At 35.6% G+C, this 15,102-nt stretch carries 14 protein-coding genes and 1 tRNA gene; all 15 read right to left on the bottom strand.

Translation table 11 applies throughout. The annotated features are described in order from the left end of the window. Window positions 1-169 precede the first annotated feature (169 nt). Window positions 170-241: transfer RNA gene (locus tag TZ90_RS08625), tRNA-Glu, on the bottom strand. A gap of 88 nt (window positions 242-329) precedes the next feature. Next, window positions 330-809, bottom strand: coding sequence for a sigma-70 RNA polymerase sigma factor region 4 domain-containing protein (locus tag TZ90_RS08620; RefSeq protein ID WP_045611009.1), 480 nt, complete (start codon window positions 807-809; stop codon window positions 330-332). A gap of 120 nt (window positions 810-929) precedes the next feature. Beyond that, a complete protein-coding gene (ftsH, locus tag TZ90_RS08615; RefSeq protein ID WP_045612517.1) occupies window positions 930-2,888 on the bottom strand; it encodes an ATP-dependent zinc metalloprotease FtsH in 1,959 nt (652 codons plus the stop codon). 15 nt (window positions 2,889-2,903) lie between these two features. Then, the gene (gene hpt, locus TZ90_RS08610) at window positions 2,904-3,446 is read right to left on the bottom strand and encodes a hypoxanthine phosphoribosyltransferase (protein WP_045612516.1); all 543 of its coding nucleotides are present in this window, start codon (window positions 3,444-3,446) and stop codon (window positions 2,904-2,906) included. A gap of 4 nt (window positions 3,447-3,450) precedes the next feature. Then, window positions 3,451-4,728 carry a tRNA lysidine(34) synthetase TilS gene (tilS, locus tag TZ90_RS08605; protein WP_045612515.1) on the bottom strand — a complete coding sequence of 426 codons (1,278 nt, stop codon included), beginning with the start codon at window positions 4,726-4,728 and terminating at the stop codon, window positions 3,451-3,453. Next, a complete protein-coding gene (locus tag TZ90_RS08600; RefSeq protein ID WP_045612514.1) occupies window positions 4,725-5,993 on the bottom strand; it encodes a serine hydrolase in 1,269 nt (422 codons plus the stop codon). Before TZ90_RS08600 ends, tilS begins: the two co-directional genes overlap by 4 nt. Then, window positions 5,986-6,108 (bottom strand): SP_0009 family protein, encoded by a 123-nt coding sequence (locus TZ90_RS10615; RefSeq protein WP_020902316.1) that lies wholly within the window; start codon window positions 6,106-6,108, stop codon window positions 5,986-5,988. Before TZ90_RS10615 ends, TZ90_RS08600 begins: the two co-directional genes overlap by 8 nt. A gap of 4 nt (window positions 6,109-6,112) precedes the next feature. Next, complete coding sequence (locus TZ90_RS08590) at window positions 6,113-6,481, bottom strand: septum formation initiator family protein (RefSeq protein WP_000041905.1); 369 nt, start codon at window positions 6,479-6,481, stop codon at window positions 6,113-6,115. Then, complete coding sequence (locus TZ90_RS08585; RefSeq protein WP_001234978.1) at window positions 6,474-6,740, bottom strand: RNA-binding S4 domain-containing protein; 267 nt, start codon at window positions 6,738-6,740, stop codon at window positions 6,474-6,476. The genes TZ90_RS08590 and TZ90_RS08585 overlap by 8 nt, the downstream gene beginning before the upstream one ends. Window positions 6,741-6,797: 57 nt before the next feature. Beyond that, window positions 6,798-10,301, bottom strand: a complete 3,504-nt coding sequence (gene mfd / locus TZ90_RS08580; RefSeq protein ID WP_045612513.1) for a transcription-repair coupling factor — start codon at window positions 10,299-10,301, stop codon at window positions 6,798-6,800. Beyond that, a complete protein-coding gene (pth, locus tag TZ90_RS08575) occupies window positions 10,302-10,871 on the bottom strand; it encodes an aminoacyl-tRNA hydrolase (RefSeq protein ID WP_045612512.1) in 570 nt (189 codons plus the stop codon). Window positions 10,872-10,943: 72 nt separating this feature from the next. Continuing rightward, window positions 10,944-12,059, bottom strand: coding sequence for a redox-regulated ATPase YchF (gene ychF, locus TZ90_RS08570; protein WP_045612511.1), 1,116 nt, complete (start codon window positions 12,057-12,059; stop codon window positions 10,944-10,946). A gap of 84 nt (window positions 12,060-12,143) precedes the next feature. Further along, window positions 12,144-12,338: a DUF951 domain-containing protein gene (locus TZ90_RS08565; protein ID WP_000285186.1), complete on the bottom strand. Its 195-nt coding sequence runs from the start codon at window positions 12,336-12,338 to the stop codon at window positions 12,144-12,146. Window positions 12,339-12,402: 64 nt separating this feature from the next. After that, window positions 12,403-13,539: a DNA polymerase III subunit beta gene (dnaN, locus tag TZ90_RS08560; protein WP_045612510.1), complete on the bottom strand. Its 1,137-nt coding sequence runs from the start codon at window positions 13,537-13,539 to the stop codon at window positions 12,403-12,405. Between the two features lie 158 nt (window positions 13,540-13,697). Continuing rightward, the gene (gene dnaA, locus TZ90_RS08555) at window positions 13,698-15,059 is read right to left on the bottom strand and encodes a chromosomal replication initiator protein DnaA (protein WP_000660604.1); all 1,362 of its coding nucleotides are present in this window, start codon (window positions 15,057-15,059) and stop codon (window positions 13,698-13,700) included. Window positions 15,060-15,102: the final 43 nt, after the last annotated feature.

The raw sequence follows: 15,102 nt of genomic DNA, 5'->3' as shown, positions 1-15,102 counted from the left end.
TTGTAGTGCCCTGCACATTGGTTCGTCTTGTTCAGTTTTCAAAGGTCTTTGTCACTCGCTTCTCTCAAGCGACAACTATATTAGTATATCACAGTCGCTTTCGCTTGTCAACACTTTTTTGAAACTTTTTTAATCTTTTTTCATCAAGTGCCACAACCACAACATACCATAGTCCGTACGGGATTCGAACCCGTGTTACCGCCGTGAAAAGGCGGTGTCTTAACCCCTTGACCAACGGACCAGAGTTATTTTCAACTCTTACTATTATACCGACTTTTCATACTTTGTCAACTACTTTTTTAAACTTTTTATCTTTTTTGTATGACTTCCTATTGAGTACGGATGTCAAACTCTTTAAACACAATACGTAAGTCTCTTAACACTTTTTGACGTCCTCGAAAGCGTTCATTTCTTAAGACGCGTTCTAACTCTTCTTGTTTGTCTTTACTTTGTTTGTTTCTATAATCTCTTAGTGTCTCATGAAAGAGATAATAATCATCTAGACACAGACCTCCCTCACTGATACGATGACTAATCTCACCTACTTCTTCATAAGGTTCTTTATCATATCTACGCTTCTGGCTTTCTTGTTTACGGATATGGTCTAAAATTCGATTACGGAACTTTGTTTTGAAGTATTTACGTAAACGAGGAATATCTTCTGCCAGCTCTTCTTCTCTACTAATCAATTCATGTAAGCAAATCATCCCCTCTTGGTCCCAATCCGATAGATCCCATAAATGAAGGTAATATTCATTTCTACACTTATATACAATCCCCTGGACTTCTTCATATAATTCTTTAAACATAACGTCCCCTTTTCTAGATACAGTCTAACAGATTCAGAAACACTTTTGTCCCATTTCCCCCATTCTGTTCCCTACACCGTCTCAACTGCACAAAAAAGAGAGGACATGCCTCTCTGGGGGTTATTTTTCATCATTCATTTTTGACTTTACTTCATCATAAGATAATGCATGAGATTCCTCTTCTACGGTTTCAGGCATCTTTCCTGTTTCATAAAGAGCTTTAATTTGTGTACTATCCAATGTTTCGTATTTCAATAATGCTTCTGCAATCAACTTGTGAGTTTCACGATTTGATTGGATGATTTCAGCAGCTTTATTTCGTGCTTCATTTAATAATGAACGAACTTCTTCGTCAATTTCATAAGCTGTTTGTTCTGAAATTGATTTTTGAGGACTCTGTGCACCAAACATAGCATGGTTTCCTTCATATTGTACTGGGCCAAGTTTTTCACTCATACCGTACTCTGTAACCATTGCACGCGCCATTTGTGTCGCTTGTTCAAAGTCGTTTGAAGCTCCTGTAGTTTGGACATTAAAGATAATTTCTTCAGCTACACGTCCACCCATTAAACCAGCCAATTGCTCTTTCATATCTTCTTTAGAAAGAAGCATTTGGTCTTCCTTAGGAAGTGCAATCATATAACCGCCTGCACGTCCGCGTGGTACGATAGTAACTTTATGAACAACACGGGCATTCGACAAAACTAGACCAACAATGGTATGTCCTGCCTCATGGTAGGAAACTAATTCACGTTCTTTTTGTGAAACTGTCTTATCTTTCTTAGAAGGTCCAGCAATAACTCTATCTTCTGCTTCATCAATATCTGAAGCATCAATTATCGATTTATTGCGACGAGCAGCGACTAAAGCCGCTTCATTCAATACATTCTCTAAATCAGCACCAACAAAGCCTGGAGTTTGTTGAGCCACTAATTTCAAATCAACATCTTCTGCTAAAGGCTTGTTCTTAGCATGAACTTTCAAGATTGCTTCACGACCCTTAACATCAGGACGGCCAACCAATACTTTTCTATCAAAACGTCCTGGACGCAAAAGGGCAGGGTCTAGTACATCTGAACGGTTTGTCGCAGCAATGACGATAATCCCTTCATTTCCCTCAAAACCATCCATCTCAATCAAGAGTTGATTCAAGGTTTGTTCACGTTCGTCATTTCCTCCGCCAAGACCAACTCCACGTTGACGTCCAACAGCATCAATTTCATCTATAAAGATGATGGCTGGTGCTGCTTTTTTTGCATCCTCAAAAAGTGAACGAACACGACTAGCTCCAACTCCGACAAACATTTCTACAAAGTCAGAACCTGAGATACTAAAGAATGGAACACCTGCTTCTCCGGCGACTGCTTTAGCAAGCAAAGTCTTACCTGTTCCTGGAGGTCCCTCTAGAAGGACACCTGCTGGAATACGGGCTCCAAGTTTTGTAAATCGTTTTGGATCTTTTAAAAATTCAACAACTTCAACTAGTTCTTGTTTTTCTTCCTCAGCTCCAGCAACATCTGAAAATCTTACTTTAATATCTTCTTTATTTGCGGCTTTAGCCTTACTACGTCCAAAACTCATTGGGTTACGGCTATTATTTCCTCCCATATTTCCCATCATAGAGAATAGGAAGAAGAAGAGAATACCGAATGGCACAATGGATACAAGAATATTAATCCACATACCACTTGAACTTTCATGCTTAACAGTTACTTCTGCCTTATGGTCAGAAGCAAGTTTTTGCAATTCTGATACTGTAGTATCTGAAGGAAGAATAATACTTGAAAATTTCTCTACTGTTGTAGCAGAAGGAGAAAAGAACTGGATACCTGTTTCTTCTTTACTTGTTTTAGGATTTTTATAAACACCTGAAACTTCGATAACACTGCCATTTGGTTGGTAAGTCAATTCTTTTACATTGTCATCGGTAATTTCTTTTACCAATTCTGTATAATTAATTTGCTCACTTTTCCCTGCAACACTACCTGTACTGAAATACTGGTAAGCTGTAACTAGGAAAAAAATAAGTAATAACCATAGAAAAGGATTTTTAATTAAACCATTATTTTGTTTTTTCATTAAAAATTGTTCTTTCTAATTTGAATACACTTCTTCTTTCAATACTCCAACATAAGGAAGGTTACGATAGTTTTCTTTGTAGTCTAAACCATAACCTACTACAAACTCATTTGGGATAGTAAAGCAAGTATAGTCTGCCTCAATTTCTACAACACGTCCTTCTGGTTTATCCAACAAGGTTGCAATGTTAACAGAAGCTACTTCTCTTGCAATAAACATATCTCGCAAATTCTTCAAAGTTTGACCTGTATCAATGATGTCCTCTACAAATAGAACATGTCTCCCTTTAATATCTTGAGTTACATCTTGCTTGATATTGATGACACCACTACTTGCTGTTCCACCATGGTAGCTAGAAACCATCATGAAGTCCATTTCAATATGTGTGTCGATATGTTTAACCAATTCAGCCATAAAAGGAATAGATCCTTTTAAAATCCCAACTAAAATTGGATTTTTTCCTGTATAGTCTTTAGTGAGTTGAGCACCTAATTTTTTAGCAGCTTCTGTAATTTCATCGTGTGAAACGAGGATTTTTTTAATATCGTTTTCTAACATTTTTTTACCTATCTATTTTTTCTATATAAAGTACAGTGTTCATTATATCATTTTTCGTGTTTTTACTCAAATTACTGGTCGCAATTCCCAAAATTGAGACAATTTCACCAAATTGCTCAATAATCAGAGCAGATTTCCGCTTTTCCATAGGGATTTTCAAATCAATAAATAGACGTCTGAGTTTTTTTCTATACCCATTTTGAATCAAAAAATCCCCTGTTTTTCGATGACGAATGTGTATAGATGTTTCCCGTGAAACAGGTATTTGTTGAATTGATTCACCTTCTAAAGGAAGTCCAAAGGAAAATAAATATCCCTGATAAGATACCTGATTTTGATAGTGTAACACAAGTTCATCTTCCTTTTCATCAGACTGAGGACTGATTTTACAAATCCGAAACTGTTGATACTCTTTTACTAATTCATAACCATTTTTAAGCGGATGACGATACTGGCTTTTAGTTTTTAAAATTTGTCTAACTTCTTCAAACTGAGCTTTTGTAAGATTCAAATCTGGAAAACGATTCAGGTAAGTTTGAAGTAAAACTCTTTGTGTGGACTCAGAGTAAGACAATAGCTGCTCTAAATTTTCTACATCAATATTCTTTGATAGTTCAGCTATTGCCAAGTCATAATCTAAAATTTCATTACCGATGCTTAAGATTGCATCCCTAAATCGAGGATTTTCTTTTTCCAATTCTGGTAAGTATGAGTTTCGAATACGATTGCGAAAATAATGATTTTCCTTATTTGATGCATCTTCAAAGTGAAAAATTGATGGAAAGTCTTTTTTTTGAAAATGCAAGAAGGGGCGAATAATTTCTATCTCTCCGACTACTTGCTTCTCCTTAATCCCTGATAGATAGCGCAAACGAGTACCTCGAATCAATCGCATAAAAATCGTTTCCACCTGGTCATCAGCATGGTGGGCAGTGACTAAGGCTGTCGCACCTGTCTTTTTCATGACCTCTTGAAAAAAATCATAACGAAAATGTCGAGCACGGGCTTCTGAAAATTCTCCTGAAAAATTGCTGATATAAATAGGAAGCTCTGCTTCAGCAGCCAACTTCCTTAATTCCTTTTCTTCCCAATCAGACTCTATTCTCTGCTTATGATTCACATGAGCTAAGATCAATTCAATTTCTAACTCTTTTTGATAAGTAGACAATACCTTAAATAGAAACATAGAATCTAATCCACCAGAAAGAGCTAGCACCAACTTAGCATGCTTTTTGAAATATCCCTTCTTTAGAAAATGATTTAAAAAATCTTGTTCTCTCATTTTAGAACCTCATAAACATCCTTGGATATCTGAGAAATTGTATCATAATCAGAATTTTTAGTCAAAATAGAAAGAATAAATGGAGAATCTGCATAGACAACACCAGTATCATGCTTAAATTCATCCGCATCTCCAATTTTATGAGCTACTTTAACAGAAACACCTTTGGCAATTCTCTCATTATCAAAATCTGTTTTAGTCAAAGACTCTAGCACAAATCCATTTTGATTATAAATAGCTTCCATGGCCTTCCCAGCCATCTTAGAAGAAATCAATTTTTCTTTTGAATCCCAATCATCTCCCATAATAGCAGACATCTTGGATTTAAATGTGGCATCAGATTGGTTTGAAATGTAATATCCCAATAGATTATGAGCTACATTGTCCGATTCTTTAGATACTTTCGTTATTAAGTCCTTGAGAGAATACTCTTTATTATCCTCTTTTTTAGGGAGGCTACCACTTCCCTCTGGTTTATAAGAACCTGGAAAATCATTGACTGCAGATACGTATTTTACAGTCGTGTCTAACTGATAAATCCCCTCATTTATTTTTTCTTGCGTATAATAAAGATAAGGGAGTTTCAAAACACTAGCTGCATACATCTTTTCATCTTGATTGATACCAGCTTCTTTTCCAGTAGTCAGTTGCTTAACATAAATAGAAAATGAATCCTTCTGATATTTTTCCGATAACATTTCTTGGACTTTACTCATCCGATTATCTTCTTCAGAAGTTGATTCTTTAGCTACCCATCCAGCCTGATCAATATGTAGAAATTCTCTTCCTTCTACAAACATGGTCTTATCGATTGATACCTGAGAATAAGCTGATAAGGATGATTTCACTTCTTTTAAGTCATAAGGACTATTGTACAGTTTAAAATCAGATTCTAACCATACTTTTTTTATTGTTGAAGTTACCTCTGATTGATCATATAAAAATCGTTTGTCCGCAGCTATAAATTGATGATTTGATAGCTTAAATACCGGAATTCCTTGTTTATTTAAGCGCCACTCGGTTATTTGAAAACTTGTTTGGGGAGTCAATTTTCCAGATTCCACTACTAAATCTTCATTCGCATAAACAGGAACTTCTCCAAAAACCATAGGGGAACTTAATTTTTCTCTAAAATAAATACCAAAGTCAGATTGTGAAAGGTAATAAATTTCTTTTGAAGTATAGACTACTTCTTTTTCTGTGCTAACGACTTTTGAAATGGTCAAAAAACTCGGTAACAACAAAATAATTAAGAATTTACGCATTCTTCCTTTCCTTTTCTTCTTGTAAACGCAATAGTTGATTTTTATCAGACAACTCTTCTAGTTTTTCATCCGATAGACTCAAAAATTGCTCAATTACGTCTAATAAATTTTCCATTTTATCACCTTGGGAGCAAGTCAGGAATCGTATAAACAGCTTCCCGATTCTTAGAATAATAATATTTTGCACGCATGTATTTAGCAGCGTAATCTTCATCTTTCAACTTTGTAGCAAAAGCTGTCTCTTTCTCCTTTTCCTCACTCAAGGTTTGATACTGAGTTTGCAAGTCTGATAACTGTTGACGTCTTTGGAGTAATTGGTGATAGCTTTGGGCAAGATTATAAGTTGGTAAAATGAACAATAAAATCATCAAAATAAGAACCCAACCCATGAAACGATTACGTTTTTGTCGTTCCTTCATCAGATAGCGACGACGTTGGTGCTCATTTTGAATAAAAGAATTATTCAATTGTACGATATTTTTAGACATTTTCTTCTACCCGTGTTTCACTGATAATTTCATACATGCCTGCTGCATCTTCTTTTTTTGTACTATCTTTCATCTCCAGTACTTTTACAAGTAGCAACTTATTTCCAAAACGAATTTCAACTTGGTCATTAACTTTCAAATCCGTTGAACTTTTGGCCAAGATTCCATTTACCTTGATTCTGCCTTTATCTGCTACTTCTTTTGCGACTGTACGACGCTTGATAATTCTTGATACTTTTAAATATTTGTCTAGTCTCATTTTTATTACCTCAAATTATTATTGTACCATTTTTATCCCTTTTATAGAAGAAAAATGTTAAATGGAAATTGCTTCCTTTGATTCTTTTATCTCTAATAAACTTTCTCCAAAAATGAGCAGATCTTCTAAAATTTCATAGTCCTTCTTGTTTCGGATATCAAATACAACTTCCATTAATCCCTTATTCTCAGCTATGGCTGCTTTTAAATTCGTTGCGGATAAAGATTTAAAATAATCTTGAGCCAAAAACAATCGCTGAGTGACTTTTTCAAATTGTACTGTAATCTTATTATCTTTTCTTTCCACACGTTGAACAAAGACCTTGTCAAGATAAGACTTAACCAAACTAATCTCTAAAAGATAGGCTACCACGTCTGGGTACTCTCCAAAGCGGTCCATCAACTCTTCTTGTAACTCTTCATAGTTGGCACGGTTGTCAATTTGACGAATTTTCTTGTAAATTTCAATCTTATGTCGTTGATCAGAAATATAGGTATCAGGAAGATAGGCATCAATTTGTAAAATCAACTCAGCATTCCCTTTGGTTCTTGTGTTCCCATTACCATGTCGTTTAGCAATAGCTTCCTCCAATAACTGCGAATACAATTCAAAACCAACAGAATCAATGAAACCAGACTGGGATTTTCCTAAAAGATTTCCTGCTCCACGAATCGAAAGATCTCGCATTGCAATCTTAAATCCAGAGCCCAATTCTGTAAATCCTTTAATCGCTTCTAATCTCTTCTCGGAGACTTCACTGATTGATTTTTCTGGACGATACATGAGATAGGCATAAGCAATACGATTACTACGACCGACTCTTCCTCTTAACTGATACAAGGTTGACAAGCCCATATGGTCCGCATTTTCAATAAATAAAGTATTGGCATTTGGAATGTCCACCCCTGTCTCAATAATGGTAGTTGTCACCAAAATATCATACTGACCTTCAATGAAATCCAGTAGAGTATTTTCTAACTGAATCTCACTCATTTGCCCATGAACATAACCAATCGAAGCCTCTGGAATCAACTCCTGTAATTCGTAAACCTTCTGATCAATCGTGTCAACTTTATTGTAAAGATAGTAAATTTGACCTCCACGCTCCATTTCACGCAAGACAGCATCCCGAATTACACTATCATTCTTTTCTAAGACATAGGTTTGCACTGGATAACGATTAGTCGGCGGAGTTTCAATGACAGACAAATCTCTGATTCCCAGCATAGACATGTGAAGGGTACGAGGAATTGGCGTTGCTGTCAAGGTCAGGACATCTACTTGTTTTTTCAGTTCTTTCAAGGTTTCCTTATGCTTGACACCAAATCGCTGTTCCTCATCAATAATCATCAAGCCCAAATCAGCAAACACAACATCTTTTGATAAAATACGATGGGTTCCAATCAAAATATCAACTTGACCCTTTTTCAATTTTTCAAGTGTTTCAGTCTGCTCTTTTTTACTTCTAAAGCGACTCAACACATCAATATTAACTGCAAAATTTTGGAATCGTTCCTTAAAATTCGTATAGTGCTGTTGCGCTAAAACCGTCGTCGGAACTAGAACGACAACCTGTTTGTGATCATTGACTGCCTTAAAGGCTGCACGCATAGCAACTTCAGTCTTTCCAAAACCAACATCCCCAACTAAAAGTCGATCCATTGGCTGACAAGCCTGCATATCTCTCTTGATTTCCTCAACACTACGAAGTTGATCATCCGTTTCAACATAAGGGAAGGCATCATCAAAAGCATGTTGATCCTCATCATCAGCTGAAAAAGCAAATCCCTTCAACTGGCTGCGCTCAGAATAAAGTTTAATTAAATCATCAGCTATATCCTCTACCTGGTTCTTAACTTTTTGCTTGGCTTTTTTGAAATGACCGTCATTTAATTTATTGAGTTTAGGAGCTTTCCCGTCACTTGAAATATATTTGGACAATAACTGAATCTGCTCTACTGGGATGGAAATTTGGTCCCCATTTTGATACTGGACACTGACATAATCACGGTGAATCCCTTTGATTTCAATTGTTTCAATCCCTAGATATTGACCAATTCCATGGATATGGTGAACAACGTAATCTCCTTTTTCAAGTTCATTGTAATCTTTTAATCTCTCTGCGTTTGAAACATGTTGTCTTCGAAAACGACGTTTCAATTTCTTTTGAAAAATCTCATGTTCAGTTATCAATAAAACCTTTTCATCTACAAAATGAAAACCATGTCTGAGACTACCCTCGATTAAGTTTACAGATTCTTTACAAACACTTGACTTATCTCTAGAATCCAATTTAATCTGGTATTCCTCTAAAACATCCTCCAATGTTTTACTTCCCATTGAATTGCTAGACTGCAGGATAATAGTATAATCCATTTTTTTGTATCGCTCAATTTCTTCTTTTAGAAAAGAAAATTGATTGAAAAACTCCTGCATAGGATATTGATTAAATTGATAAATTTGGTCAAACTTGAGATTTCCTAACCCCTTTTGCAGATTAGAGAAAAAGGTAACCGGACTCTGTTTTTTATAGATTTGCTCTGTATCAGCAAAATACTGCATCTCAGAAAATACTTTACTGTTCTGTAATTCTTCTGTAAAGTATTGTGCTAACTCCCTTTCAAAGACTTCATACTGATTCATCAATTTCTGATAATCATCAAAGAATACTGGGGTATCTTTTTCAATATAGTCAAAAACAGTCCATGTCTTGTCATAACACAAAGATAAAAATTTCCGAGAATCTAAATGCACTTGTTTTTGGTAAAAACTCGAAAAAATTTCTTCTAAGTATGATTTTAAAATAGGTGATAACGTTTTTGTAATCTGTTTTTCTAAAGCTGACTGACCTCGTTGATAATCCTTTTCTCTTAAAAGCATATCACTAGCTGGAAAGATAGTAAGTTCTGTCTGATTTTCTTTCGATAATTGTGTTTCGACTTCAAATGACCTGATACCATCAATTTCATCACCAAAAAACTCTATTCGGCAAGGTTCTAACTGGGATATTTCAAAAATATCTAAAATATCTCCTCGCAGACTAAATTCGCCTTGAGTTTGTACTTGTGTAACTTTTCGATAGCCAATTTCCTTTAACTGATGGATAAGCGCGTGTTGATCATATTCTTCACCAACTGAGATTTTTACAATACTATTTTTGAATACATTGGGAGACGGTAAAATCAATCGGCTTGCTGCGATATTACAAACTAAAATCCCTTTCTTAGATGAATCAGTCAAAAAACGCAAGGCTTCAACCCGTGAAATGATTTTTTCTTGTGAAGACATCAAAAACTCGACCATAGGGGAGTCATCTACCAAAAATGGATAGACAAGTTCCTCACCCAAGATAGAGATAAGATCACTAACAAGTCCTTCTGCTTCTCCATAAGTTGACGTCAACAACAAAATCTTATCTTCCTGTCTCAAACTACTAGCAATTGCTAAAGCTTTTGTAGAAGTTGACAAGCCTAACATTAATTGTCTTTTCTTATCTGTCAGATTTTGATGCCATTTTTTTATCTGATCATTTTCTGAGAATAAATCTAATAAGGTCACCATTTATCCATTATACCTCTGCATCGTTTTTTCAAAGTTTTTCTCTTTTAAATAGTAGTTTACAGAATCGTCAACTTTGTCAATAGACTGTAAAATACCAATATAATCATCCTTGTCAAACTTACTCAAAACATGGTTAACAACTGACATTCCATTTTTAGGTCTTCCGATTCCAATCTTAACACGATTAAAGGTTTGGGTTCCAATATGTTGAATAATAGACTTGATACCATTATGACCACCTGCTGAACCTTTTGCTCTTAAACGAATTTTCCCAACTTCCATGTCAAGGTCATCGTAAATGATGAGTAAATCTTCAATATCCAAACCATAATAAGTCAATAAAGCATGAACCGCTTTTCCACTTTCATTCATAAATGTCGTTGGTTTGACAAGATAAATTTTTTCTCCATTTAGGAAAAAGGATGCTAGGTCAGCTTGAAATATCTTATCGTGTGTAAAAGTGACATTCTGTTTCTTCGCTAGTTGGTCAATCAACATAAATCCAACATTGTGTTTGGTCTCAAAATATTTATCTCCTGGATTTCCTAATCCTACAAGTAATTTGGTCATTTATTTTTCCTTTCAAAAGCCAAAAGGGTTGGAATTTTTTTTCCAACCTAATTGACACTATTTATTAAATTTTTAGACATTAAATCGGAATTCCATGATATCGCCGTCTTGGACGATATATTCTTTACCTTCTTCACGCAAGCGTCCAGCTTCTTTTACTGCCTTTTCAGATCCATATTTCACTAGATCCTCATATGACATGGTTACTGCACGGATAAAGCCTTTTTCAAAGTCTGAGTGGATAATACCAGCTGCTTGAGGAGCCTTCATACCACGTTTGAAGGTCCAAGCGCGAACTTCTTTTTCACCAGCTGTGAAGTAAGTTCCCAATCCAAGCAAATGGTAAGCAGCACGAGTCAACTTATCAACGCCTGATTCTGTCAACCCAAGTGCCTCAAGAAACTCTTGCTTGTCTTCATCGTCTAACTCAGAAATTTCTTCCTCAGCACGCGCAGAAATAACGACTACTTCAGCATTTTCTGTCGCTGCAAATTCACGAATTTGTTTGACATAGTCGATAGAGTCAGGTTCTGAAACCACATCCTCATCTACATTCGCTACATAAAGAACTGGTTTAGTCGTCAAAAGGAAGAGACCTTTGACAACTTTTTGTTCTTCATCTGTAAATTCGATGGTACGAGCTGATTTTCCATCTTCAAGGACTGGTTTAATCTTTTGAAGAACATTAAACTCTGCTACTGATTCTTTATCTTTTTGTGTACGTGCCATCTTTTCTACACGCGCATAGCGCTTATTGACTGATTCTAAGTCAGCAAGAATCAATTCTAGGTTAATGGTATCAATATCTGCAAGTGGATCCACAAAGGCATCTTCACGTCCTTGCTCGCGCATGACATTTTCATCATCAAAAGCACGAACTACATGAACAATCGCATCTACTTCACGGATATTAGCCAAGAATTTATTCCCTAGCCCTTCTCCTTTTGAAGCTCCTTTTACAATCCCTGCAATATCTGTAAATTCAAATGTTGTTGGCACTGTCTTTTTAGGAGTAATCATTTCAGTCAATCTTTGTAGGCGTTCATCTGGAACTTCCACCATTCCAACGTTTGGATCAATCGTTGCAAATGGGTAGTTCGCTGCCTCTGCTCCTGCTTTTGTAATTGCATTAAATAGTGTTGATTTACCAACGTTTGGCAAACCAACGATACCTGCTGTTAAAGCCATATTTTCTCATTCTCCGTTTTCATTTCAATCCCTAATATTATAACACAAAAAGGGAAAACTTGCTAACCCTCTAACTAAGGGTTTTCAGTCAATAATTTTATTCATTTTTCGATCAAAATCATAGCGTCCCATCATGACAACATGGTCACAATTGCTACATTTGATTTTGATATCTGCTCCTACACGTGTAATTTCCCAACGATTAGCTTTTTTTCCTGTTGACTTGATTGTGCAAGCATGTGGTTTTTTCATTTCAACAAAATTTCCAACTTGATACATACTACTCTCCTTTTCTTTTTCGATTATATCATAAAAGAGGCGAGCCAGGCTCAACCTCTTTCACTTAATTTGTACGAACTGGTGTAATGAGCTGCATGAAGTCCTCATCAGTGTCCGCTGGCACAAGAGTAAATGGACGAACAGCTGAGATAAAACTAATGGTCACTTTTTCGCTATTTAAAGCTTTAAGAGAATCAATCAAGTAAGTTGGGTTGAAACTAATGGTCAAATCTTCACCAGTAACCTGATCAGTATCGATTTCTTCGTTTACTTTACCAACTTCTGGCGAGTTAACATGAGCGCTAACAACCCCATCTTTTATTTCAAGTTTCACAGTACCATTTTGAGTCGCACTTGATAAAAGGCGAGCACGTTCCATTGACTGGCGTAAATTTACAACATCAAAAGTAATAGTAGTATTAAAGTCTGTCGGAATCAAGCGATCTGTATCAGGATAGTTTCCTTCGAGGAGACGAGTATAGAAGCTAATATTTTCGCTTCTAAAGAGGATTTGATTGTTAGCAAAGAAAATCTCTACAGTTTCGATATCATCTGTAAATACCGCTGAAAATTCGCGTAGAGAACGGCTAGGAATAACGACATCAAAATCATCACTATTTTTCTCAAGCGTTAATTTTTTCTGGCTTAGACGATGAGAGTCTGTTGCCACTGTTTTTAGCTCCTTGTGTTGACTCAATACAAAATGAACACCTGTTAAAATCGGACGACTTTCTTGTGTACTTGCAGCAAATGCTGTTTCATTGATAATTTTCTTGAGTAATTTTGTTTCAAGAATTAAAGGAGTGCTTGCTGAAATTTCTTGGATTCGTGGATATTGTTCACTATCTTTTCCTTTTAGGGTAATTTCTGATTTGCCACTGGTTAAAACAATTTGATTTTGTTCAATTTCTTTAAAATCAAGAGTCACATCAGGTAGACTAGATACAACATTGATAAAGAAAGAAGCTTCAAGAAGGATCGAACCTAAAGAAGTAATTAACAAACCAGCATCTTCATTTTTTTGAGAAATAAAATTTTCAATTGAAATTTGACCATTTGAACCAATTAAAGTAACACCTTCATTAGTCACGTCAATTTTTACGGTTGATAAAATAGGAATAGCATTTTTAGAACTAATAGCTCTCTTAGTAGTATTTAATGCTTGTAGAAATAAATTTTTATTAATTGAAAAATGAATCATGGATTCTCCTTTATTTATTTTTAGTATTAGAAGGATAATAGTAATAATAGAGTCTGTGAAATCTGTGGAAAACAGACTTTAAACAAGTCATATCAAGTTTTTTGGCTTGTTTAAAAAATGTGGATAAAAAAGATAATAAAGTGAAAGTTATCCACAAGTTATTTAATTTTCTTTTTGATTGATTCAATTTCTAAGCGTAAATTATCGTCTTCATCAATCAAAGATTTAATTTTAGCATGGGCATGAATGACTGTTGTGTGATCTTTTCCACCAAATTCCTTCCCAATTTTTGGAAGACTATTATCTGTTAGTTCTCTAGATAAATACATGGCTACTTGACGGGCTAACACAATATTTTGAAGGCGTCTGCTTCCCTTCATTTCTTTGACGCTGACACCATAAAAGTTACCAACTTCATTTTGGATTTTATCAATTGGGATGACGAGCATTTGGTTAACATCTTGTTTACGTGCTCGAATAGCCTCGGCAGCGATATCGATTGTGATATCCTTAATCTTCTTCACTCGGGCAATTAAAGTGATGTCGTTGATTGCTCCTTCAAGTTCTCGGACGTTTGAATCAAATTGGCCAGCTAGGTATTCTAGGGTATCACTTTGGAAATGGTAGTCTAAATGCTCTGTTTTGCTTTGTAAAATGGCAATACGTGTCTCAAAGTCAGGTGGTGTGATGTTTTGCGTCAATCCCCAGCTAAAGCGCGTGACAAGTCTTTCTTCAAGTCCCTCTAAGTGTTTAGGACTACGATCACTAGTCAGAACAATTTGTTTTTGATTGCTATGGAGAACATTGAAAGTATTGAAAAATTCTTCTTGAGTTGCAACTTTTTTTCCACTCAGCGATTGGATATCATCAATTAACAAGAGATCAAGGCTACGGTAAGTTTTTTTGAATTTTTCCATTTCTCCCAGTCTCAGGTGTTCAAGAAAGTCGTTGATAAAGCTTTCAGCAGGGATGTACTTCACACGCGCATCAGGAATATTTTTCAAAATCTCATTCCCAATTGCATTGAGTAAGTGAGTCTTACCAAGGCCAGGTCCTCCATAGATAAAAAGAGGATTATAGGTCAAGGCTAAATCTTCAGAAACAGCCAAAGCGGCTGATACTGCCCAAACATTCCCATCCCCTTGAATAAAATTATCAAAGGTATATTTTTCTTTTAATCCAGTATCCGAATAAGGAATAGATGCTAACTTTGGACTATAGTCATAAAGAGTTGAATTTGGAGCTTCTTCAACTTGTGAGACGGTAGTATATTGAGGTTTGATGAAAATATAGTGGGGAGTTATCTCAGCATCATAAATTTCAAATCCAGCAACTACAATAATATCTTTTAGTTGTTTTTCCCAGACCATTTCCATTTCAGATCGTGGTAAAAATATAGTGGCAACATTTTCCTCTACCTTGATGAGTTCAGCTTGAATAGCATAGAAATCATACATGGATCGAGTCAGTCTTTCTTGAGCAAATTCTAATATACGATTCCAAAATTGTTTTTCTTTCAATCCTTTCTCCTCCTTTACTATTTAAAAGTTTAATGCTAGACTT

The organism is Streptococcus mitis, from assembly GCF_000960005.1.
Lineage (GTDB): Bacteria > Bacillota > Bacilli > Lactobacillales > Streptococcaceae > Streptococcus > Streptococcus mitis_CK.
The sequence above is the reverse complement of the archived record's forward strand: the minus strand, read 5'-3'. Positions and strand labels throughout refer to the sequence as shown.

Coding starts and splice junctions, on each gene's coding strand:
- TZ90_RS08620 (WP_045611009.1), bottom strand. CDS start 809: ATGTTTAAAGAATTATATGAAGAAGTCCAGGGGATTGTATATAAGTGT.
- ftsH (WP_045612517.1), bottom strand. CDS start 2,888: ATGAAAAAACAAAATAATGGTTTAATTAAAAATCCTTTTCTATGGTTA.
- hpt (WP_045612516.1), bottom strand. CDS start 3,446: ATGTTAGAAAACGATATTAAAAAAATCCTCGTTTCACACGATGAAATT.
- tilS (WP_045612515.1), bottom strand. CDS start 4,728: ATGAGAGAACAAGATTTTTTAAATCATTTTCTAAAGAAGGGATATTTC.
- TZ90_RS08600 (WP_045612514.1), bottom strand. CDS start 5,993: ATGCGTAAATTCTTAATTATTTTGTTGTTACCGAGTTTTTTGACCATT.
- TZ90_RS10615 (WP_020902316.1), bottom strand. CDS start 6,108: ATGGAAAATTTATTAGACGTAATTGAGCAATTTTTGAGTCTATCGGAT.
- TZ90_RS08590 (WP_000041905.1), bottom strand. CDS start 6,481: ATGTCTAAAAATATCGTACAATTGAATAATTCTTTTATTCAAAATGAG.
- TZ90_RS08585 (WP_001234978.1), bottom strand. CDS start 6,740: ATGAGACTAGACAAATATTTAAAAGTATCAAGAATTATCAAGCGTCGT.
- mfd (WP_045612513.1), bottom strand. CDS start 10,301: ATGGTGACCTTATTAGATTTATTCTCAGAAAATGATCAGATAAAAAAA.
- pth (WP_045612512.1), bottom strand. CDS start 10,871: ATGACCAAATTACTTGTAGGATTAGGAAATCCAGGAGATAAATATTTT.
- ychF (WP_045612511.1), bottom strand. CDS start 12,059: ATGGCTTTAACAGCAGGTATCGTTGGTTTGCCAAACGTTGGTAAATCA.
- TZ90_RS08565 (WP_000285186.1), bottom strand. CDS start 12,338: ATGTATCAAGTTGGAAATTTTGTTGAAATGAAAAAACCACATGCTTGC.
- dnaN (WP_045612510.1), bottom strand. CDS start 13,539: ATGATTCATTTTTCAATTAATAAAAATTTATTTCTACAAGCATTAAAT.